The following is a 22,237-nucleotide window of genomic DNA, read 5'->3' as shown; positions in this document are numbered from 1 at the left end:
GTGGTTTCATTGCCTTTCCGGCAGACGCCTTTTACTGTATCTCTCACCTGAACGAATAACGAGGACGTAATCTTGCGCATAGGCATAGATCTGGGTGGCACCAAGACAGAAGTGATCGCATTGTCGGATAAGGGAGAGGAGCTGTTCCGCCACCGGGTGAATACCCCGCGTGATGACTATCAGGCAACGGTACAGGCGATTGTCGATCTGGTCACGCTGGCGGAGCAGAAAACCGGCGAAACCGGCACGGTGGGTCTCGGTATTCCCGGCACGCTTTCGCCCTACAGTAAGCGGGTAAAAAATGCCAACTCCACCTGGCTCAACGGCCAGCCGCTGGATAAAGATCTGGCGCAGGCGCTGAACCGGGAAGTGCGTATCGCCAACGACGCCAACTGCCTGGCGGTGTCGGAAGCGATCGACGGTGCCGGTGCCGGAAAGTCGCTGGTGTTTGCCGTGATCATCGGCACCGGATCGGGCGCCGGTGTGGCGATCAACGGTGAGTCGCGTATCGGCGGCAACGGCAATGCCGGTGAGTGGGGCCACAATCCGCTGCCGTGGATGGATGAGGATGAGCTGCGCTACCGTCAGGAAGTGCCCTGTTATTGCGGTCAGCAGGGCTGCATCGAGACCTTTGTTTCAGGCACCGGTTTTGGTATCGACTATCAGCGGCTGAGCGGCGTGCATCGCAAAGGTGCGGAGATCGTCTCGCTGCTGGCGCAGCAGGATCCGATCGCCGAACTGGCGATGAGCCGCTATGAGCTGCGGCTGGCAAAATCGCTGGCGCAGGTGGTGAACCTGATCGATCCCGATGTCATTGTACTGGGTGGTGGGATGAGCAATGTGGATCGTCTCTATCAGACCGTGCCGGTGCTGATGAAGAAGTGGGTATTTGGCGGGGAGTGTGAAACGCCGGTGCTGAAGGCGCAGCATGGCGACTCCAGCGGCGTTCGCGGTGCAGCGTGGCTCTGGCCGCTTAACGGCTGATGCCGCAGGCACGCACCCGCTGACGATTCAGCGCCGGGTATCGCTGGCGCTGAATCGTTAACCGCGGCACTCACCCACGCCGGTGTTATTCGCCGACCAGCATACTGTCCTGCGGCGCCCGATCGCGCTGGGCTTTGGTGGCGAGGAAGTAGAGATAGCCTGCCAGCATGATGGCGAAAAACAGCGCGCCAATCACCGGATTAAACCACAGCATCGCCAGCAGACAGACCACCGACAGCAGCAGGGCGATGCCCGGAACAATCGGATAGCCCGGCGCGCGGAAACTGCGGACCATCTCCGGCGCGCTGCGGCGCAGTTTAAACAGGCTCAGCATACTCATGATGTACATCACAATCGCGCCAAACACCGCCATGGTGATCATCGCCGCCGTCAGCGTCATCCCCTGCAGATTAATCACGCCATCGCTGTAAATCGCCGCGATACCCAGCACGCCGCCGAGAATAATCGCCCGATGCGGGGTCTGGAAACGCGACAGTTTGGCCAGGGCAGGCGGCAGATAGCCCGCGCGTGCCAGGGCAAAAAACTGCCGTGAATAGCCGAGAATGATGCCGTGGAAACTGGCAATCAGACCAAACAGCCCGATCCACACCAGCATATGCATCCAGTTAGAGTGTTCGCCGACAATCATTTTCATCGCCTGTGGCAGCGGATCGTTAATGTCGGCGAGTTTGCGCCAGTCGCCCGCGCCGCCCGCCATCAGCATCACACCTATCGCCAGCACCACCAGCGTCAGAATCCCGCTGATGTAGGCGCGGGGAATGGTCCGGGTCGGATCTTTCGCCTCTTCGGCCGCCATCGCCGCGCCTTCAATGGCAAGGAAAAACCAGATGGCAAAAGGAATGGCGGCGAAAATGCCGGAGAAGGCGGGCAGTCCGAAGCTGTCACTGCCTGCCCAGCCGTGCGCGGCGAAGTTCGCCAGGCTGAAGCCGGGTGAAACCACACCCATAAACACCAGCAGTTCAATCACCGCCAGCACCGTCACAACCAGTTCAAACATCGCCGCCAGTTTTACGCCGAGAATATTCAGCGTCATAAACAGCAGGTAGGCACCAACCGCCGCAGTTTTCGGGTTCAGTTCGGGATACTGCACGTTGAGATAAGCCCCAATCGCCATGGCAATCGCCGGTGGCGCAAAGACAAACTCAATCAGCGTCGCCAGACCGGCAATCAGTCCGCCGGTTTCGCCAAAGGCGCGGCGACTATAGGCAAATGGCCCGCCTGCATGGGGGATCGCGGTGGTCAGTTCGGTGAAGCTAAAGATAAAACAGGTATAGAGTGTGGCGATCAACGCGGTGGTAACCAGAAATCCCAGCGTGCCCGCCACGGCCCAGCCGTAACTCCAGCCAAAATATTCGCCTGAAATAACCAGGCCAACCGCAATCCCCCACAGATGCAGGGTGCCCAGAGTGGGCTTGAGTCTGTTTGTCATTCTGTTATCCCCGTCGTTGTTGGTCTCACGCGGCGTTACACCGCCATTACGCTACAGTAAGGGGATAATGCCGTTGCATTACTCGCCACGACTTGACGCGGGCGCAGTGACTTCTGTCCTCCACGGTCAACTCACGGGCAACAACCGGGCCAGCTGCACGCTGCGGTCAACTTTGTCTCTTCCGGAGTCAAGCAGCTCACCTTCTGGCAACGCATGCTGAGATAACGCAAGTGACAAGGAGCCGGACTGATGAGCGCTAAACAATATGACAACCTGACTGATTCCCAACTCACCCTGATGGCGCAGCAGGCGCTGGCCTGTTATCCCGCCGCGCTGCAGGGCCAGCTCAGCCTGCTGTGCCGCTCAGAGAACGCCACGTTTCTGCTGCAGGCGGCAGGCCGGCGTTATGCGCTGCGACTGCATCGCGGCGATTATCATCAAAAAGCCGACATCGTCAGCGAACTGCTGTGGCTCGATGCACTGCGCGAAACCGGCATTATGGTGCCGGAAGCGGTGCCGGACAAAGAGGGCGAAACCGTACTGACGCTGCGGCTGCCGGAGGGCGGTGAACGCTACGTGGTGCTGTTTCACTGGATCGACGGAGAGATGCCGACCACCGACGTCGATCCCCGCGCCTTTCAGCAGCTCGGCCAGATCACCGCGCGGCTGCATCAGCACAGTAAACAGTGGCAGCCGCCTGCGGGTTTTCAGCGCATCATCTGGGATCACCACACCATGACCAGCAGTGAGAGTCACTGGGGACGCTGGCAGGATGCGCCGAATCTGAATCCTGCCGATCATGGCGTGGTAGAGCAGGCGATAAGCCAGGTCGGCGCGGCGATGGCGCAGTTTGGTAAAGGATCGGATCGCTATGGCCTGATCCATGCCGATCTGCGGCTGACCAATTTGCTGCTGCACAAGGGCGAAACACGGGTGATCGACTTCGATGACTGCGGGCTCGGCTGGTATCTGCACGATCTGGCGGCGGCGATCAGTTTTGTTGAGCATCATCCGCGCGCGCCAGAGTGGATCGATCACTGGATCCGCGGCTATGAGCAGGTGGCGCATATCAGCGATGCGGAGATGGCCATGCTGCCCGCACTGTTAATCCAGCGTCGTATCCAGCTCACCGCGTGGGTGGGATCGCATGCCGAAACCGAAATGGCGCACAGCCTGGGATCGGCGTGGGCCAGCCACTCGGTCCGCCTCTGCCGCCGCTATCTGGAAGGTGAGCAGCTGCCGGTCGGCGTCTGATGCACCAGCGGCGGGCGTCGCTGCGCCGCCGCAGTGCCCAGCGCGCAACCTGCACGCCGCCCGGACTGCCCGCAGGCGGCGCGTCGGGCATCAGGGACCTGGTATGGAAATTGCTCGGATAGAAGTGACGGGTGATCCACCTGAATTCTGACTGAGGCGACCATGAATCCGACACTGATAAAGCCCGATGCGTTTGCGGCCTGCTCGGCAGCGGCGGGGGCAGGCAATCACGGCGTGCTGGCAGCGGCGGCGACTGGCTTAAGCGACTTTATTCATACCCAGGGCGGTGATGTTGATCGCATCTTCGGCATCAGCGGCATCGATCCGGAGCGCCTGGCCAGCCCGACGCTCAGCCTGGGGCTGGTTAACTACTGTCGGGTGCTGGAAGAGGCAGCGCGTCACTCCGGTTTTGATAACTTCGGTTTGCACTACGGCAGGCAGTTTAAACCGCAGTCATTAGGCCTGATCGGCTACATCGGTCTGTGCTCCGCCACGCTGGAACAGGCGCTGCATAATGTGGTCAACGCGTTTCCCTGGCATCAGCACGACACCTTAACCCGGCTGGTGGATAAGGGAGAGTGCTGGCGACTCGACTATCAGGTGCGACATGGCGCGATCCTGTCGCGCCGTCAGGATGCGGAGCTGACGCTGGGGATGTTTATGAATCTGATCCGCCACGTGGCGGGCAGACACTGGGCACCGCGCGAAGTCCACTTTGAACATCCGCGTCCCGGCCAGTGGCACGATCACTGCAAAGTGTTTGATGCCCCGGTCTGGTTCGATCAGCCGTTTAATTCACTGGTGATCCCAAAACGCGATCTGCTGCGCGCCATGCCGGAGAGCGATCCGATCCTGTTAATGGTGATGCAGGATGCGATCCGACGGCTTAACCGTGTGACGTCACAGCAGAGCATGATTGAGCAGGCGCGTTCGCAGGTTAATTTATCGCTGATGCAGGGTGAGCCGGTACTGGAAGAGGTGGCGGATAAGCTCGGACTGTCGAGCTGGTCACTGCAGCGGCGGCTGCGTGAAGAGGGCAGCAGCTTTACCGCGCTGGTGGATCAGGTGCGCTGCGAAATGGCGACATACTATCTGCAGCAGAAGCAGCTGCCGATCTCAGAGATGGCGCTGCTGCTGGGCTACTCGGAAGTCAGTGCGTTTTCACGCGCCTTTCGTCGCTGGTTTGGCATCAGTCCGCGCCAGTGGCGTCAGGAAGGTCTGGCCAGCTAACCGCGCGGCGCAAAGCCGAACCACGCCGGTTGTCCAGGCTCCGGCGGCGGCGGCAGATCGCGGGTCTGCGCCACCAGCTGCCAGGCGCGCAGGCAGAGCGCTTCATCCCCCTGCGTCTGGGTCACCGCATAACGTCTGCTGTATTCCTGCCACTCCATCCGTACCAGACATTGCTGCCCGGCGTAACGCGCCGCATCGCTGAACTGCCGGTTCAGTACTGGCTGCATTTGATAAGTCCAGTGACAGGATTGGCTGTCAGGATCTTTCGACGGCTGACAGAGGTTTGCCACGCTATCCCGTTGCTTTGTCACAGGTTGCTGACAGGCGCTGAGCGACATTGCAATAATCACTCCCGGCAACATTCTCATCGTTATATTAATTAAATTCATTTAACTGGCCAACTTTCCTTAAAGATCTTCCGGTCTGCTGCCGACAGTCTACAGACCGGCATCATGAATGCTATGGCATTACTCCGACTGTCGACAGAACCAGAATTTACCGCCCTGGCGCGGGTTACATCTCTTTCACTTCATGGATTAGAAATGCAGAAAAAATATGCCTTTGCGGCACTCTCCCTGTTAACGGCCTCGCTCATCAGCGGCTGCGCCACCGAATCTTCCCGCGCTATTCAGGCCCCGCAGGTTCGCGCGGCTAGCCAGCCGGTTTATCAGGGCGTGCGCAGCCCGATTGCGGTGGGTCAGTTTGATAACCGCTCCTCCTATATGAACGGCATTTTCTCTGATGGTGTCGATCGGCTGGGCAATCAGTCAAAAACCATTCTTATTACCCATCTGCAGCAGACCAACCGGTTCAGCGTGCTGGATCGCAGCAACCTGAAAGAGCTGCAGCAGGAGTCGGACTTCAAACGCAGCCAGCAGAATATCAAAGGCGCGAACTTCATCATCACCGGTGATATCACCGAGTTTGGCCGCAAAGAAGTGGGCGATCAGCAGCTGTGGGGCATTCTGGGCCGCGGCAAAACGCAGATCGCCTATGCCAAAGTGAATCTGAACGTAGTGGATGTCACTACCTCAGAGGTGGTCTACAGCACCCAGGGCGCGGGCGAGTATCAGCTCTCCGCACGTGAGGTCATCGGCTTTGGTGGCACCAGCAGCTATGACTCTACGCTGAACGGCAAAGTGATGGATCTGGCGATTCGCGAAGCGGTCGATCATTTAGTGGATGGAATCAACAACGGCGCATGGCGTCCGGCTAAATAAGGAAGCAGTAAATGAAGATGATGACACTGAGCAGCCTGCTGATTGCAGCGGCGTTGCTGGCAGGCTGTGCGTCAAAAGCGCCGAAAACGATCTACTACTGGGGCGATTATCAGCAGCAGGTCTATAGCTACTATCAGCCGGGCAGCGATCCGCTGAAGCAGATCGATGCGCTGAATCTGGACATTGAAAAAGCCCGTGCCGTTAACCAGCCGGTTGCGCCTGGTCTGCATGCCCAGCTTGGCCTGCTCTATGCCAAAACCGGCGATACCAATAAAGCCTTTGGTCAGTTTGCCACCGAGAAGCAGCTGTTTCCCGAATCGGCACCTTACATGGATTTTCTGATGAGTAAAAAACAAGGAGTGGTACGGTGAAAAAACTGATTGCCCTCGGCGGCGTGCTGATGATGCTGCTGCTGACCGGTTGTGCGACGAAAAAACCGTATGACTACAGTGCGTTCCGTGCCAGCAAGCCCGCCTCGATTCTGGTGCTGCCGGCCGATAACACCTCGCCGGATATCAATGCCGCTCACAGTCTGACCTCGCTGGTGACGCGCCCGCTGGCCGAAGCCGGTTACTACGTCTTCCCGGTGGCAGTGGTTGAAGAGACCTTTCAGCAGAATGGCCTGACCAGCGCCAGTGACGTCCAGGCCGTCAGCGCGAAGCGTCTGAATGAGATTTTCCACGCCGACAGCGCGCTCTATATCTCGATCAGCGAATATGGCAGCAGCTATCGGGTCATTGACAGCGTGACGACCGTGACGGCCAAAGCACGGCTGGTGGATCTGCGCAGCGGCAAAGAGATCTGGCAGGGTAAGGCCAGTGCCAGCGACAGTGAAGATGGCAACAACAACAACGGTGGGCTGGTCGGTATGCTGGTCAGTGCGGCAATCAAACAGATTGCCAGCAATGTGACTGACAAAGCGCACACCGTGGCCGGACTGACCAGCAATCGTCTGCTGGCACAGAACGAGCAGGGCGGGTTACTCACCGGCCCTCGCTACAAGCTCGTCAGCGCCCGCTGATTGCACGTAAACGGGCGCTCTGGCGCCCGTTATCCCTGCGGTAGTTCCAGCTGGCTGTAACCCAGCCCATTCATTTTGCGCACTTTAATCTGAACCGGAATGCGCTCCTTCATCGCTTCCACGTGGCTGATCACCCCAATGGTTTTGCCGCTGGCGTTGAGTGCATCGAGTGCGTCCAGCGCGGTGTCGAGCGTCTGCGCATCCAGCGTGCCAAATCCCTCATCCAGAAACAGCGATTCGATGCGCGTTTTGTGGCTGACCAGATCCGACAATGCCAGCGCCAGCGCCAGACTCACCAGGAAGCTCTCGCCACCCGACAGCGTGCGGGTATCGCGCGCCGCATCGGCTTGCCAGGTATCGACCACATCCAGCTCCAGCAGATCCTGCGCCCGTCGCTGCAGCAGATAGCGGCCATGCAGCCGATCGAGCTGACGGTTAGCCAGGGCCACCAGGTGATCCAGCGTTAAGCCCTGGGCGAAGCGCCGGAATTTATCGCCGCTGGCGGAGCCAATCAGATCGTTGAGCAGGCTCCACTGCGCCAGCGTCACACTATCCTGTTCAATCTGTGTCATCAGGCTTTGCTGGCGCACACGAAGGCTGGCATCGCTCTGCAGCTGCTGCTGAATCTGACCCTGCTGGCTGGCGTTGTCGCGCAGTGCCAGCCGTAACTGCTCCAGCTGCTGCGCCAGCGCTTCGGCGGATTCCGGCATCGCAGCGGGTTTCGCCTGCTGATGGGCGCTGAGCCGCTGACGCAGATCTGCCAGTCGCGCCTGCTGCTGCTGGCATTGCTGATCAAGTTGCTGCAGCTGCTGACGCAGTTGCAGAGCGGTTTGCTCATCCAGCAGCGCCGCGCGCAGGCTGGCTTCATCCGCGAATCCGGCACTCTCCAGTGCCTGCTGCAGCGCGCTTTCCGCCTCTGCCAGTCTGCTGTTGAGAGTCTGTCGCTGATTTTCCAGCCCAGAAAGCTCACCCTGCAGGCGACTGACCTCGGCCTGCGCCTGTTGCAGGGCCGTGAGCTGCTGTGCCAGTTGTTCATCAGCCTGCTGAACGCGGGCCTGCATCTGCTGACGGGCGAGGGTGACCTCGCGATCGCCAAACAGCGCCAGACGGGCACGGCGCATCTCGCTGAGCTGCGTCTGGCTCTGGTTTTGTTGCTGCTGACGGGTAGTGAGCTGCTGCTGCTCCAGTTCTGCCTGCTGTTGCAGGGCAGTGAGCTGGGTTTCCCCCTTTAACAGCTGCGGTTGCAGGTTAGCGAGCAACCGCTCACTTTCCTGCCAGCGCTCCCAGCGCCGCTGCTGTTCTGTCAGCCACGCATCGCGATGGGCAGCGTCGGGCAGGGCAAGGTTGTGCGCACTGAACTGCTGCTCCAGACGACTCTGCAATTGCGCCATGGCCTGCTGTTCCTGCTGCTGACGCTGTTGCAGCGCATCCAGCGCCTGCTGCAGGCTGGACAGCGACTGCTGCGCCAGCTGTTCAGCCTGCAAATGCTGCTGCCAGGCCTGCGACTGCTGAAGATGGTAATCCTTTGCGGCCTGACGCGCCTGTTCGGCGGCTTCCTGCGCCTGTCGCTGCTGCTCAAGCTGGCTTTCACGTTCGCTTTGCTGCTGCTCCCACGCGGCTAAGGCATCCCGATCGGCGAGCGGGAAGGTAAGTGCCAGCTCACTGCTCAGCGCCTGCCATTGCTGCTCAAGCCGATCGAGCTGTTGCTGCATCTCCGCGATTTCATCGCGCAGGGTCTGCTGCTGCACGGCTGACTGTTTCAGCTGTTCGCTTTTTGCCGTGCCCGCTTCGCGCAATGCCTCGGTTTGTTGTTGCAGTGCAGCCCGGCGCTGCTGGTTAGCACTTACTTCCAGCGTGCTGTAGGCCTCAACGGCGGGATGCGTGCAGGAGCCGCACAGCGGACAGGGCTGATCGGCGGCGAGCCGGGCGCGGTAATCACTGAGATCGACAATCTGCTGCTCCAGCGCGCAGATTTTTTCGACATCATCCAGCTGCTGTTTTTCGCGTTTCCACGTCTCGCGCAGCGCCTGGAGTTCGGCTTCACTCTGCTGATGCGCTTTTGCAAGCGTAGCCAGCCGCTGCTGGCGCTGGCCCAGCTGCTGATGCAGCGGCTGCCACTGGGTTGAAAGCAGCAGCAGTTGCTGACGAGCCGGACGGCTGTTCTGCAACTGGCTTAATGCCTGACGCACTGCGGCAGGCGGATGCTGTTCCTGTAGCGAAGTTAGTACTTGCTCCGCCTGCGACAGCGCCTGGCGGGCCTGTTGCTCCGCCTGCTGGCGCGGCAGCGCCTGTTCTGCCTGCTGCTGCTGTTCCGCCTGCTGGGTGGCGATCTGTCGCTGCTGCTGCTCGCGCTGTTGCGCCAGTCCGGCCAGGGACGCTTCACGCTGCGCCAGCAGGGCAAAGTTCTCCTGCCACACCGGCAGCGAAGCACCCCATTGGGCGAGATCGGCAAGCTGCTGGCGTAACTGATGCTGTTCAGCAATCGCCTGCTGCCATGCCTCAACCTGGCGCTTCTGCTCTGCCAGGCTGGCCTGTGTCTGGTCGGCATGCTGCTGCTGCCGGGCATTTTCCTGCTGCTGCTCTGCAAGCTGCTGCTGCAGTGTGCTGATCCGCTGATCCAGCGGCAGCACCTGTTCTGTCAGCAGGCTCTCCTGCTGCTGCTGTTCCTGCAGCGCCTGCTGGCGGGCACGCTGGGTGGCCGCGTAGCGCTGCTGATGCTGCTGCTGTTGGCTCTGCGCCTGCTCCTGTGCCGCCGTGAGTTGCTGACAGCGGCTCACGACCTGCTGCTGTTCGGTACGTAACGCGTCGCGCTGCTGCAGTTTTACCCGCAGCTTTTCAGCCGGTTCGCTGCGTGCCAGCCGCTGACGATCGGCTTCTGCCGCCTGGGATGCGGCCTGGGCCTGCTGCAGCGCGATGTCAGCCTGCGCATTTTCCTGCTGTAACTGCTGCGCCTGCTGTTGCCACTGCTGCTGTTGCTGCGCCTGCTGATAGTGCACGCTGAGCCGCTGTTCCGCATCGGTCAGCTCGGTGAGCTGCTGTTGCAGCGCGTCGCGTGCGTCGCTATCCAGCAGCGCCATCGCTCCCGCCTGGCTGCGCAGCAGATCCAGCTGGGTTTTTGCCTCTTTGTGGCGCTCGTAGATGGCGGCGGAAATCAGACCGTAAATTTCGGTGCCGGTCAGCTCCTCAAGCAGTTCCGCGCGCTCACTGGCTTTGGCGTTGAGAAAGGCGGCGAACTGGCCCTGTGACAGCATCATCGAGCGGGTAAACCTTTCGAAATCGAGCCCGGAGAGGGTTTCGATCAGCTTCAGCTTGTCACCAACTTTGTCGGCAACAATGATGTTGTCGGCGCAGCGTGCCAGCTCAACGCGCGGTGCCTGTAGCTTGCCGTCGGCAGTGCCGCGCGCGCGGTTCTGGCTCCAGAAGGCGCGCCAGGCTTCTCCTTTGATCTCAAACTCCACCTCGGCCAGACATTCGGCGCAGTCGCGAGTCATCAGCGCATTCTGGCTCTGGGAAATCGCGCCCAGGCGCGGCGTCTGGTGATAGAGCGCCAGGCAGATGGCATCCAGCAGGGTGGTTTTACCGGCGCCGGTGGCACCGGTAATGGCGAACAGGCCGTTGCTGGCAAAAGGTTCGGCGCGGAAGTCGATGAACCATTCACCGCGCAGGGCATTGAGGTTTTTGAACCGTAGCGTGAGGATCTTCATTGGGTCTCTTCCATGGCGGCCAGCGTCTGGCGGAACAGGGTGGTCATCTCGGCGATTTGTGCCGGTTGCAGCTCCTCATCCAGCGCCAGCCGGCGGGCAAAGACCTCCTCCACCTTCAGCTCACTCAGGGTTTCGTTGTCGAGCCGCGCCAGGCTCTGTTGTCGCTGTTCACGGCTGCGGCGGAGCAACAGGACTTCGACCGGCAGCGTGGCGGTCAGGGTTTCTACCTGACGCTGCAGATCGCTGAGGTACTCCTGGGTGGTGACTTCGATGTCGAGCCAGGTCGGCTTCTCCTGCTCTGCCGTGCTGAAGGCGTTTAACTGCTCTGCAATCTGCGCCAGCGATCCTTTCAGCACCTGCATCGGCTGCGCCTGTGGCACCACCAGCGGCGTGACTGATTGCAGGCCGCTGGTGGTGAGCTCCAGCAGGAAGACGCTTTTTTCTGTGCCCAGCTCATCAAAGCTCAGCGGAATTGGCGAGCCGCTGTAGCGGATATGTTCGCTGCCCGCGACGCGCTGGGCGCGATGAATATGCCCCAGTGCGATATAGTCAGCCGCGGGAAACGCGCTGGCCGGGAAGGCATCCAGCGTCCCGATATAGATGTCGCGCACCGAATCGCTCTGGCTGACGCCGACGGTGGTGAGATGGCCGGTGGCGATAATCGGCAGTGCATGGCCCAGCGCCTGGGCGGCAGTGAAACGCTGATGATAGTGGTGGGCGATCGCTTCCAGCAGCGAGGTCTGCTTGTCGCGTCCCGACTGACCCGCCCGGCTGCGCAGAATATCGCGCGGCCGCAGATAGGGAATCGCACACAGCAGCGCGCCCGGCTCGCCCTGGCGGGTGTTGAGCAGCAGCACATCATCCTTCTCCTGCGGGGTGGCGATCACCCGGGTATTGAGGCAGGCGAGCAGCTCACGCGACTCATTCAGCGTAGCAACGGAATCGTGGTTGCCCGCCAGCACAATCAGCTGACAGCCGCTGGGCTGCAGCGCCACCACAAAGCGGTTGAACATCTCGCGGGCGTAGCTGGGCGGTGTACCGGTATCAAACAGATCGCCTGCGATGATCAACGCATCCACCTGATGCTGTTCAATCTGGATCAACAGCCAGTCGAGAAACGCCTGATGTTCGGCTGCCCGACTTTTGTTGTAGAAGAACTGCCCCAGATGCCAGTCCGCAGTATGAATGATGCGCATGATGAGTCCCTGCCGTTGTGATTCGCCCGGCGATTATACTGGCTCTGCGGCCAAAGCAAAAAATTGTCGCTGCGCTGTCATAAATGATTACCAGTGAGGTTACAGGCAGGTTATGTTTTTCATAAAAGTGTCACAAATCTGACGCATAATGGCGCCGCGAATCTCAGTGACATCCGTCATAATCAGCAGGAGTAATAATGGCTAAGCGCATTTTGGTTGTGGAGGATGAAGCCCCCATCCGTGAAATGTTGTGTTTTGTTCTGGAGCAGAACGACTATCAGCCAATCGAGGCGGAAGATTATGACAGCGCCGTTGGCAAGCTGATTGAACCCTGGCCCGATCTGATTTTGCTGGACTGGATGTTACCCGGTGGCAGCGGTATTCAGTTTATCAAGCACCTGAAACGCGAGGCGATGACCCGCGATATCCCGGTGATGATGCTCACCGCGCGCGGCGAAGAGGAGGATCGGGTGCGCGGCCTGGAAGTAGGTGCCGATGATTACATTACCAAACCCTTTTCACCTAAAGAGCTGATGGCGAGAATCAAAGCGGTGATGCGCCGTATTTCGCCGATGGCCGTGGAAGAGGTGATTGAGATGCAGGGGCTGAGTCTGGATCCCTCCTCACATCGCGTGATGTCCGAAACCACGCCGCTGGAGATGGGCCCCACCGAATATAAGCTGCTGCACTTCTTTATGACCCACCCGGAACGCGTTTACAGCCGCGAACAGCTGCTGAACCACGTCTGGGGCACCAATGTGTATGTGGAAGATCGTACTGTCGATGTTCACATCCGCCGTTTACGTAAAGCGCTGGAAGTGTCCGGCCACGATCGCATGGTACAAACCGTTCGCGGAACAGGGTATCGTTTCTCTGCCCGCTACTAAACGGAGCCTTAACCGTGCTGGAACGCCTCTCCTGGAAGAGATTACTGACAGAACTGCTGCTGGTCTGTCTGCCCGCAGTGCTGCTGGGCCTGCTGTTCGGCGGTCTGCCCTGGTGGCTGCTACTGAGCGTGCTGACGGTGCTGTTGTGGCATTTTCACAATCTGATGCGGCTGTCGCACTGGCTGTGGCTCGACCGCACCATGACGCCACCGGCCGGGCGTGCCAGCTGGGAACCGCTGTTTTATGGTCTTTACCAGATGCAGCTCCGCAACCGGCGGCGACGGCGTGAACTGGGCAATCTGATTAAGCGTTTCCGCAGCGGTGCCGAGTCGCTGCCGGATGCGGTGATCCTGACTACCGAAGAGGGCACCATTTTCTGGTGTAACGGCCTGGCGCAGCAGCACCTGGGTCTGCGCTGGCCGGAAGATAATGGCCAGAACATCCTCAATCTGCTCCGTTATCCGGAGTTCTCCCGCTATCTTCGCCAGCGCGATTTCGACAAGCCGCTGACGCTGGTGCTGAACAACAAACTTCACATGGAGTTCCGCGTCATGCCCTACAGCGAAGGGCAGTGGCTGCTGGTGGCGCGTGATGTCACGCAGATGCATCAGCTAGAAGGGGCGCGCCGCAACTTCTTTGCCAACGTCAGCCATGAATTGCGCACACCGCTCACGGTGCTGCAGGGCTACCTGGAGATGATGAACGACTCGGTGATGAGCGAGCCTTCGCGCAGCAAAGCGCTGCACACCATGTCGGAGCAGACGCGCCGCATGGACAGCCTGGTCAAACAGCTGCTTACGCTGTCGCGCATTGAAGCCGCGCCCGCAATCGATCTGAAAGAGAAGGTCGATGTGCCGGTGATGCTGAAACTGCTGCAGCATGAGGCGGCAACGCTGAGTGGCGGCCGTCACGACATCCATTTCCATACCGATCCCCATCTGAAAGTGTTCGGCAACGATGAACAGCTGCGCAGCGCCATCTCCAATCTGGTTTACAACGCGGTAAACCACACACCGTATGGCACGCGAATTGATATCAGCTGGCTGCGCGGCAAACAGGGGGCCATTTTCCGGGTGTGCGATAACGGGCCGGGCATCGCCTCAGAACATATTCCGCGTCTTACCGAGCGTTTCTACCGGGTCGATAAAGCCCGTTCGCGTGCGACCGGCGGCAGCGGGCTGGGACTGGCGATAGTGAAACATGCTCTGAGCCACCATAACGCCCGGCTCGATATCACCAGCGTGCCGCACAAGGAGACCTGTTTTACCTTTACGCTGCCAGCGAGGTTGATTGTCAGCAGCGTGATGCAGGAGAATGCCGTTCATTAATTGCTGCCGGATCTCCCTGATGCGCATCCTTCTTTTGTTGATCATTACTCTGCTGCCGGGCCTGGCACTGGCTCAGCCCGGCGCGCTCTCCGGCAATCTCAGCAGCGTCGGATCGGATACGCTGGGCTATCTGATGACGCTGTGGGGCGAAGATTTCAGTCGCCAGGCACCGGGCGTCAATGTCCAGGTTCAGGCCTCCGGCTCTTCTACTGCGCCGACCGCGCTGGCGGCAGGTGCAGCACAACTCGGTCCGATGAGCCGCCCGATGCAGGCAGATGAACGCCAGGCCTTTGAGGCGCGCTACGGCTATCCGCCGCTGGCGGTTCCGGTGGCTATGGATGCGCTGGTGGTGGTGGTGAATCAGCGCAATCCGCTGCAGCAGATTGAACCGCGTCAGCTCGACGCCATCTTCTCGATTACCCGTCTGTGTGGCGCACACAGCGTGCCGCTGCGCTGGGGCGATCTCGGCTTAACCGGCGCGCAGTGGAGCAAACGGCCGATTCAGCGCTATGGACGTAACTCCGCCTCCGGCACCTGGGGTTTCTTCAAGCAGCAGGCGCTGTGCAAAGGTGATTTTCGCAGCGACGTGGCGGAGTTTCCCGGTTCGGCCGCAGTAGTGCAGGCGGTGGCCGGTAATTCACGCAGCATCGGCTACGCCAGTTTTGGCTTTCATCTCAGCGGCGTAAAAATGCTGGCGGTGATGAATGATCAGGGGCAGGCGATTACCCCGGATGCCGATGCCATCCGCAGTGGCCGCTATCCCTGGGCGCGCCCGCTCTATCTCTATGTGAATAAAGCGCCCGGCAAACCTTTGCCGCCGCTGGTGGCCGCGTTTCTGCAGCAGGTACTTTCAGCACAGGGACAGCGGCGGGTCAGCGAAGCGGGCTATCTGCCGCTCTCTGACAGTCAGATGACGCAGGCGCGCGCCGCGCTGCGTTAACCCCCCGAAAGTGAATTTTTTTCAACATCACTGAATTTTCTTCAGTTGCAGAAGAAAGCCGCTCATGCCACTCTGTATTCAGACGTGTAGCCATCCAGATGGCTATTTATATCAGGATGCAACTATTTCCTGCCGTCATTACCGGCAGGGGAGACAGGAGTGATCATGCAAAGAGAAACCGCCCCGTTCCGTGCCGATACCGTTGGCAGCTTTCTGCGTCCCGCCGCCATTAAGCAGGCGCGCGAACAGTTTGCAGCCGGAGAGATTGATGCGGCTGCCCTGCGCCAGATTGAAGATGAGGCGATTTGCGATGTGGTGGCGAAACAGCGGGAAAACGGCCTGAAAGTGGTCACTGATGGCGAGTTTCGTCGCGGCTGGTGGCACTTCGACTTCTTCTATGGCCTGAATGGCGTAGAGCGCTATGAAGCGGAGCAGGGCATTCAGTTTAATGGCGTGCAGACCAAAGCGCATGGCGTGAAAGTGGTAAGTAAACTCGGTTTCCCGGCGGATCATCCGATGCTGGCGCATTTCCGCTTCCTGCAGAGTATTGCCGGTGATGCGGTGCCGAAGATGACCATTCCCAGCCCCAGCGTGCTGCACTTCCGTGGTGGCCGCAAGGTGATCGACGCGGAAGTCTATCCCGATCTGGCAGACTACTTCGACGATCTGGCGCAGACCTACAAAGCAGCTATTCAGGCGTTTTATGACGCGGGCTGCCGCTATCTGCAACTGGATGATACCGTCTGGGCTTACCTCTGTTCTGAAGATCAGAAGCGCGATATCCGGGCGCGTGGCGACGATCCTGACCAGCTGGCACAGACTTATGCTCAGGTGTTGAATAAAGCGCTGGAAGGTAAACCTGCCGATCTGACCGTGGGTCTGCATGTCTGTCGCGGCAACTTCCGTTCAACCTGGATCTCTGAAGGCGGCTATGGGCCGGTCGCAGAAATCCTGTTCGGCAGCGTCAACGTGGATGCCTTCTTCCTGGAGTATGACAACGCCCGTTCCGGCGGCTTTGAGCCACTGCGTTATATCAGGCCGGGCCATCAGCAGGTAGTGCTGGGTCTGATTACGACCAAAATAGGAGAGCTGGAAGATCCGGTGCAGGTAAAAACCCGGCTGGAAGAGGCGGCGCAGTATGTCAGTCTGGATCAAATCTGCCTCAGTCCGCAGTGTGGTTTTGCCTCAACCGAAGAGGGCAACAGCCTGACCGAAGCGCAGCAGTGGCAGAAGATTCGCTTAGTGGTCGATATCGCGAATCAGGTCTGGTAGTGCTGTAACGTTGTGCAGGCAGGCGCGTAAAACGCGCCTTTTGTGTATCTTCATGCCCGTTTATGCGGGGATTTCTCACGCTCTGTCTATTATTTAGGCACATCATCTTGTGTGCCTGCTGCAAAAATTAACGCTATCCACTGCCTTTTGAAAAAATGGCGGCATAACCTTCTGGTTTTCCGATCCCGTATTGCCTTTCACCGCTATAAACGTTTTACTTAGCGCCGTTGTCGATCCATCCCTCTGTGAACAGAATAAAAGCAGCTCAAATCACCTGTGCTTTACCCTGCGACGAGCATAATGCGCTGACATTGTCAGCCTGGTCGCGGTTTACACGCAGCGAGGGGACAACACTAACCCAACTTCCACCGCAACATCAGTGACAGGCCGTATGACACATCGTTTAACTTCGAAGGACATTCTCGCGCTGGGCTTTATGACATTCGCCCTGTTTGTTGGCGCGGGCAACATCATTTTCCCGCCCATGGTCGGTATTCAGTCTGGCGAACACGTCTGGACCGCCGCGATTGGTTTTCTGATTACCGCAGTCGGTCTGCCCGTGATGACCGTGATCGCGCTGGCCCGCGTTGGCGGCGGCGTGGATGCGCTCAGCACCCCGATTGGCAAGGTCGCTGGCATCGTGCTGGCCACAGTTTGCTATCTGGCTGTCGGGCCGCTGTTTGCCACACCGCGTACGGCCACGGTCTCGTTTGAGATGGGTATTGCCCCGCTGACCGGTGATGGCGCGCTGCCGCTGTTTATCTATAGCCTGATTTACTTCACGCTGGTGATTGGCGTGTCGCTCTATCCCGGCAAGCTACTCGACACGGTAGGGCACTTCCTTGCACCATTAAAAATTATTGCGCTGACCGTGCTGGGCGTTGCTGCCCTGGTATGGCCCGCCGGCGGCACGGTTCCGGCTACCGCTGATTATCAGCGTGCGGCCTTCTCCAGCGGTTTCGTCAATGGCTATCTGACCATGGATACGCTGGGCGCGCTGGTATTTGGCATCGTGATTGTCAACGCCGCCCGTTCGCGTGGCGTCGATAATGCCGCGCTGCTGACCCGTTATACCGTGCTGGCAGGGTTAATCGCCGGTCTGGGCCTGACGCTGGTCTACCTCTGCCTGTTTAAGCTGGGCGCGGGCAGCGGTGCGCTGGTGGATCAAAACGCTAACGGCGCAGCGATTCTGCACGCGTATGTTCAGCATACCTTTGGCAACATGGGCAGCTTCTTCCTTGCCGCGCTGATCTTCGTCGCCTGTATGGTGACTGCCGTAGGCCTGACCTGTGCCTGTGCGGAATTTTTTGCGCAATACCTGCCGTTATCGTATAAAACGCTGGTGTTTATTCTGGGTCTGTTCTCCATGGTGGTGTCGAATCTCGGCCTGAGCCACCTGATTCAGATCTCCATCCCGGTACTGACGGCGATTTATCCGCCCTGTATCGTGCTGGTGGTGCTGAGTTTCACCCTCAACTGGTGGAATAAGAGCAGCCGGATTATCGCGCCTGCGATGCTGGTAAGCCTGCTGTTTGGTATTGTTGATGCGATTAAAACCACCGGGTTTAAAGATTTGCTGCCCGCTTTCAGTCAGCATCTGCCGCTGGCCGACCAGGGTCTCGCCTGGTTGCCGCCGTCGCTGGTGATGCTGCTGATTGCCGCTGTTGTTGATCGGGTGAAAGGGCCGGAACAGGTGACCGTTCACTCGTAGCAGAGAGCACTGATTTTTCTTTAACCACGGGCCTGCCCGTGGTTTTTTCATTTCACAGGTACAGGTTGTTATGCAAGAAACCAACAAGCTCAAACGCGGACTGAGCACGCGCCACATCCGCTTTATGGCGCTGGGATCGGCGATTGGCACCGGGCTGTTCTACGGTTCCGCTGACGCGATAAAAATGGCCGGACCGAGCGTGCTGCTCGCCTATATCATCGGCGGGGCAGTGGCTTACATCATCATGCGCGCGCTGGGTGAGATGTCCGTTAATAATCCTCAGGCCAGCTCCTTCTCACGTTACGCGCAGGACTATCTTGGGCCGATGGCAGGCTACATCACCGGCTGGACGTACTGTTTTGAAATCCTGATCGTGGCGATTGCGGATGTCACCGCGTTCGGCATCTATATGGGCGTCTGGTTCCCTGAGGTGCCGCACTGGATTTGGGTGCTGAGCGTGGTGCTGATCATCGGTGCCGTCAATCTGATGAGCGTGAAGGTGTTCGGCGAAGTGGAGTTCTGGTTCTCCTTCTTCAAAGTCGCCACCATTATCGTGATGATTCTGGCCGGTTTCGGCATGATCATCTGGGGTCTCGGCAACGGCGGCCAGCCGACCGGCATCCACAATCTGTGGACTAACGGCGGCTTCTTTGCGCACGGCGTGGTCGGTATGCTGCTGTCGCTGCAGATGGTGATGTTTGCCTATGGCGGTATCGAAATCATCGGTATCACCGCCGGTGAAGCGAAAGATCCGGAGAAGTCGATTCCGCGCGCCATCAACTCGGTGCCGTGGCGCATTCTGGTGTTCTACGTCGGCACGCTGTTTGTTATTATGTCGATCTACCCGTGGAATCAGGTGGGCACCTCGGGCAGCCCGTTTGTGCTGACCTTCCAGCATCTGGGCATTGCGGCGGCCGCCTCTATCCTCAATTTCGTGGTGCTGACCGCGTCACTCTCGGCGATTAACAGCGATGTGTTTGGCGTGGGCCGCATGCTGCACGGGATGGCGCAGCAGGGACATGCGCCGAAGGTCTTTATGAAGGTCTCTTCGCGCGGGATTCCGTGGGTGACGGTGGTGGTGATGATGTTCGCCATGCTGATTGCGGTTTATCTCAACTACCTGATGCCGGAAAAAGTCTTCCTGGTGATCGCCTCGCTGGCGACCTTTGCAACGGTGTGGGTCTGGATCATGATTTTGCTGTCGCAGATCGCGTTCCGTCGCAAAATTGGTAAAGAGGCCGCCAGTAAGCTGCAGTTTGCGCTGCCAGGCGGCAGCTGGACTGCTGGCCTCGGCGTAGCCTTCCTCTGCTTTATTATCGGTCTGATTGGTTATTTCCCCGATACCCGCATTTCCCTCTATGTCGGTATGGTGTGGATAGTGGTGCTGCTGCTGGGCTATAAGCTGGTTCGTAAAGTCCGCTAATCTCCTGTTCTGCTCTCTCATTCGTGGGGGAGCAGAACACGCTATTTCCCGCGTTTCTATATTCCTGCTCATCCGATTATTTATGTGACCCAATCCACAATATGGAATCCTGTTATCAGGAGCAAAACGCCTGCCTGAGAAATAAGATTATGCCCCGGTTTATTTCCCCTCATGCATCAGCAAATAATTATTTTAATTGGCAGTGAATGTGGCCGATAGTGATAACCGGACAGGGGCGATAAGGGAGCTTCAGAGGAGTGAGCGTGCAGTCACACAGGCGCTGGCGGGCAGCAGTAGCGGGGCGTGTAAGAAATAAAAAACGGCGAAACCAGTCGCCGAAATACTCAAGAATTACAGGAAAATAGTTAATAAAGGGATGATTGACGGGTCTATCGTAAAACAAAACGAGTAGCGCTGATAGTCAGGCGATTTAAATAAGAAAAGGTCGGAATGGCGTTAATTAACAGCGGTTAACATTATTCAGGCCGCATGGCTGCTGCGGCCTGAATTTCATTAGCCAGGGACTCAGGGCAATATAACCGAAACCGGCAGCACAGCGCTGTTATCCAGCTTTTTCCGTAGCTGAGTCAGCGTGGATTGATAAGGGCAGAGCACGCCGACATCGGTGATTCTGCAGTCAGGCTGATGCCACTCCTGACGTAATAATGGATGTTTATCATCAATCGGTTGTAACTGACGAATCCCATCCAGACTCTGCGCCTGGAAATAGAGCCGCAAAAAACGTTCGCCGCTGCGGGTGTCGCGCCAGCGCTCCAGCACCAGACTACTGCCCGGTGGAATGTTGCCGCGTGAATAGCCTGGCAACTGCCAGCTAAAGCCCATCAGGGTGCGCACCATCGCAATATTGGTGTCATGTGCCACCAGAATCAGCCAGCGGCCCGGCGCGCTATCGGAAGCGATCGCCTCCAGCAGGGCGTTGAGCAATATCGAGCCACGGCGCTGTGCCTGATAGAGCACGTCGTTGCTGAGATCGTAGTTTGCGGTCAGCAGCGGCAGCAGCGTGGTGATCTGCGCGGCCGACGTGATGTGCCCCCATGCGAGCTGTTCCCACGGCAGGTTTTCGCTGTAGCCCAGTCGCAGCGTCTCCACCATGCTCGCCATCACACTCAGCCCGTAAACGTATGTGTCGCCGTTGCGGGTTTGCCGGAACGACCAGGGCGCATCAAAGAGGGGGCAGTCAGTAGCGGGCGGGCAGACGGCGGCTTTCAGCTGCTGAATGGCGGGTTGCAACTGCTGTTGCAGCCGCGCCAGATCGCCCGCTTTCTGCTGCTTAGCCGCAAGCTCCTGAGCGGGATCGCTCTGGGTGACCGTCAGCTTTTCACTCTGAAACAGCGGATCGACATCGCCCGCGACGTGATGCACCGGCACGCCACAGCCGGGAAAGGCCCCGTCAGTCAGCGCTGCGGCCGTGGCACGGGTGCGCTGCAGCGGACTGGCGCGCACGTAGACCTGTGCTGCATCAGGACAGCCCGCGCCCAGCAGGCCGAGCTGGCGATAGTGCTCGCCTTGCCAGCGTCCTTTATTAACCACCGCGCTGTAGCCATGACCGGTCAGCTCGCCATCGGCGGTGGTCCACTGCGTCCAGGGTTGCTGGCTGGCGGCTTCAATCTCTTTGCGATTGCCGGGAGTGGGTGGACGCACACCGTGACGGCTCAGTTCGACCACCTTCTCCAGCTGGTAATCCGCCGCCTGTGACGCCGGACTTAACAGCCAGAGAGAACAGAGGATCAGCGCGCAGCGGTACAGGCCTTGCAGCGTCATTTACTCCTCCAGCGCGCGATTACCGGTCAGCGCTTTGATTTTTGGATAAAGAGTCGCATTGGCCAGCAACACCGGGTTGCCGTTTTTTAGCCCCTCGTTGCGCAGATAATCATTAGTGACGCCGCCCGCTTCGCGCATCAGGACGATGCCCGGCAGACTATCCCAGGGATGCATATGCGCTTCATAGTAGCCAATCAGTCGCCCGGCGGCCGCCCAGGCGCTGGTCAGCGCGCCAGAACCGATGCGAATAAACATGCCACCCTGTTCAGTTAAGCCGCTAATCAGGCGCGAGACGCTTTCGGCAGGGGTGCGACTGGAGTTGCTGATGCCGAGCAAACCCTCGTTGAGATGCGTCGCGCCATGAACCTGCAGACGGCTCTCATTAACCCACGCACCCTGACCTGCTCGTGCGTGAAACAGCTCCTGATGATTGGGATCGCAGACCACGCCGATCACCGGTTCGCCGTCACAGACCACCGCCAGCGAGACGCACCAGTTAGGCAGGCCGTTGACGAAGCAGGCGGTGCCATCAATGGGATCGACCACCCAGATAAAGGGCGCGCCCTGAACCTCACCGTCGCTCTCTTCGCCATAGACAGCATCGTCAGGAAAGCGCTCAGCGATTAATGTCTTAATCAATGCCTCAACGTTACGATCAGCCTCGCTGACCACGTCCTGCAAATCCCTTTTGTGTTCCACCACCAGTGTCTGACGCTGCTGATACCACGAATAAGCCCGGCTTGCCGCCGCACGGGCGATGTCGCAGGCGTAACGATAACGCGCGTCAATTTCAGAATGCGAAGCGGATGACATCTTTTCCTCTTATGTCTTTTGG

General features: G+C 58.9%; 18 protein-coding genes. 12 read left to right on the top strand and 6 right to left on the bottom strand.

Annotation, left to right across the window (positions count from 1 at the left end; genetic code table 11):
- Positions 1-72 precede the first annotated feature (72 nt).
- Positions 73-984: a fructokinase gene (gene mak, locus ACR8BN_RS14690; RefSeq protein WP_031593982.1), complete on the top strand. Its 912-nt coding sequence runs from the start codon at positions 73-75 to the stop codon at positions 982-984.
- Positions 985-1,069: 85 nt separating this feature from the next.
- On the opposite strand, the gene eat is transcribed toward mak, so the two are convergent.
- Complete coding sequence (eat, locus tag ACR8BN_RS14685; protein ID WP_064704584.1) at positions 1,070-2,434, bottom strand: ethanolamine permease; 1,365 nt, start codon at positions 2,432-2,434, stop codon at positions 1,070-1,072.
- 249 nt (positions 2,435-2,683) lie between these two features.
- On the opposite strand from eat, the gene ACR8BN_RS14680 reads away from it, so the two are divergent.
- Together ACR8BN_RS14680 and qhpR are read left to right on the top strand one after the other, a co-directional pair.
- Positions 2,684-3,688: a phosphotransferase enzyme family protein gene (locus ACR8BN_RS14680; protein ID WP_039388258.1), complete on the top strand. Its 1,005-nt coding sequence runs from the start codon at positions 2,684-2,686 to the stop codon at positions 3,686-3,688.
- A 162-nt stretch (positions 3,689-3,850) separates the two neighbouring features.
- Entirely contained in the window at positions 3,851-4,918 is a 1,068-nt protein-coding gene (gene qhpR, locus ACR8BN_RS14675) for an AraC-like transcriptional regulator QhpR (RefSeq protein ID WP_031593979.1), read from the top strand.
- Here qhpR and ACR8BN_RS14670 read toward each other — a convergent pair.
- Entirely contained in the window at positions 4,915-5,256 is a 342-nt protein-coding gene (locus ACR8BN_RS14670) for a cell envelope integrity TolA C-terminal domain-containing protein (RefSeq protein ID WP_425035470.1), read from the bottom strand. The two genes, qhpR and ACR8BN_RS14670, sit on opposite strands and share 4 nt — an antisense overlap.
- 204 nt (positions 5,257-5,460) lie before the next feature.
- On the opposite strand from ACR8BN_RS14670, the gene ACR8BN_RS14665 reads away from it, so the two are divergent.
- From ACR8BN_RS14665 to ACR8BN_RS14655, 3 genes are read left to right on the top strand one after another with little or no spacing between them, the layout of a single operon-like run.
- Positions 5,461-6,138 (top strand): CsgG/HfaB family protein, encoded by a 678-nt coding sequence (locus ACR8BN_RS14665; protein ID WP_033756751.1) that lies wholly within the window; start codon positions 5,461-5,463, stop codon positions 6,136-6,138.
- Between the two features lie 11 nt (positions 6,139-6,149).
- Complete coding sequence (locus tag ACR8BN_RS14660; protein ID WP_031593976.1) at positions 6,150-6,509, top strand: DUF4810 domain-containing protein; 360 nt, start codon at positions 6,150-6,152, stop codon at positions 6,507-6,509.
- Positions 6,506-7,159 (top strand): DUF799 domain-containing protein, encoded by a 654-nt coding sequence (locus ACR8BN_RS14655; protein ID WP_080760121.1) that lies wholly within the window; start codon positions 6,506-6,508, stop codon positions 7,157-7,159. The genes ACR8BN_RS14660 and ACR8BN_RS14655 overlap by 4 nt, the downstream gene beginning before the upstream one ends.
- 29 nt (positions 7,160-7,188) lie before the next feature.
- On the opposite strand, the gene ACR8BN_RS14650 is transcribed toward ACR8BN_RS14655, so the two are convergent.
- Together ACR8BN_RS14650 and sbcD are read right to left on the bottom strand one after the other, a co-directional pair.
- Entirely contained in the window at positions 7,189-10,863 is a 3,675-nt protein-coding gene (locus ACR8BN_RS14650; RefSeq protein ID WP_434747055.1) for an AAA family ATPase, read from the bottom strand.
- The gene (gene sbcD, locus ACR8BN_RS14645) at positions 10,860-12,059 is read right to left on the bottom strand and encodes an exonuclease subunit SbcD (protein WP_163792371.1); all 1,200 of its coding nucleotides are present in this window, start codon (positions 12,057-12,059) and stop codon (positions 10,860-10,862) included. The genes ACR8BN_RS14650 and sbcD overlap by 4 nt, the downstream gene beginning before the upstream one ends.
- A gap of 197 nt (positions 12,060-12,256) precedes the next feature.
- Between sbcD and phoB the strand changes: the two genes are divergently transcribed.
- The 6 genes from phoB to proY all read left to right on the top strand — a co-directional run bounded on the left by phoB (position 12,257) and on the right by proY (position 19,620).
- On the top strand, positions 12,257-12,946 hold the full coding sequence (phoB, locus tag ACR8BN_RS14640; RefSeq protein WP_003852491.1) for a phosphate response regulator transcription factor PhoB: 690 nt from the start codon (positions 12,257-12,259) through the stop codon (positions 12,944-12,946).
- Positions 12,947-12,960: 14 nt separating this feature from the next.
- A complete protein-coding gene (phoR, locus tag ACR8BN_RS14635; protein ID WP_434747054.1) occupies positions 12,961-14,274 on the top strand; it encodes a phosphate regulon sensor histidine kinase PhoR in 1,314 nt (437 codons plus the stop codon).
- Positions 14,275-14,293: 19 nt separating this feature from the next.
- Entirely contained in the window at positions 14,294-15,214 is a 921-nt protein-coding gene (locus ACR8BN_RS14630) for a PstS family phosphate ABC transporter substrate-binding protein (protein WP_115758949.1), read from the top strand.
- 165 nt (positions 15,215-15,379) lie between these two features.
- Entirely contained in the window at positions 15,380-16,486 is a 1,107-nt protein-coding gene (locus tag ACR8BN_RS14625; protein ID WP_434747053.1) for a cobalamin-independent methionine synthase II family protein, read from the top strand.
- A gap of 391 nt (positions 16,487-16,877) precedes the next feature.
- Complete coding sequence (gene brnQ, locus ACR8BN_RS14620; RefSeq protein ID WP_031593970.1) at positions 16,878-18,197, top strand: branched-chain amino acid transporter carrier protein BrnQ; 1,320 nt, start codon at positions 16,878-16,880, stop codon at positions 18,195-18,197.
- A gap of 70 nt (positions 18,198-18,267) precedes the next feature.
- Complete coding sequence (proY, locus tag ACR8BN_RS14615; RefSeq protein ID WP_115758944.1) at positions 18,268-19,620, top strand: proline-specific permease ProY; 1,353 nt, start codon at positions 18,268-18,270, stop codon at positions 19,618-19,620.
- Positions 19,621-20,145: 525 nt separating this feature from the next.
- Here the strand turns inward: proY and ACR8BN_RS14610 are convergent.
- Both ACR8BN_RS14610 and ACR8BN_RS14605 read right to left on the bottom strand, forming a co-directional pair.
- Complete coding sequence (locus ACR8BN_RS14610) at positions 20,146-21,402, bottom strand: histidine-type phosphatase (RefSeq protein ID WP_424996813.1); 1,257 nt, start codon at positions 21,400-21,402, stop codon at positions 20,146-20,148.
- Complete coding sequence (locus ACR8BN_RS14605) at positions 21,403-22,215, bottom strand: inositol monophosphatase family protein (RefSeq protein ID WP_434747052.1); 813 nt, start codon at positions 22,213-22,215, stop codon at positions 21,403-21,405.
- Between the last annotated feature and the right edge of the window lie 22 nt (positions 22,216-22,237).

It is taken from the genome of Pantoea sp. Lu_F5_004, assembly GCF_051136245.1.
Lineage (GTDB): Bacteria > Pseudomonadota > Gammaproteobacteria > Enterobacterales > Enterobacteriaceae > Pantoea > Pantoea agglomerans.
Note: the sequence above shows the minus strand (reverse complement) of the source record. Positions and strands in the feature narration are given on the sequence as shown.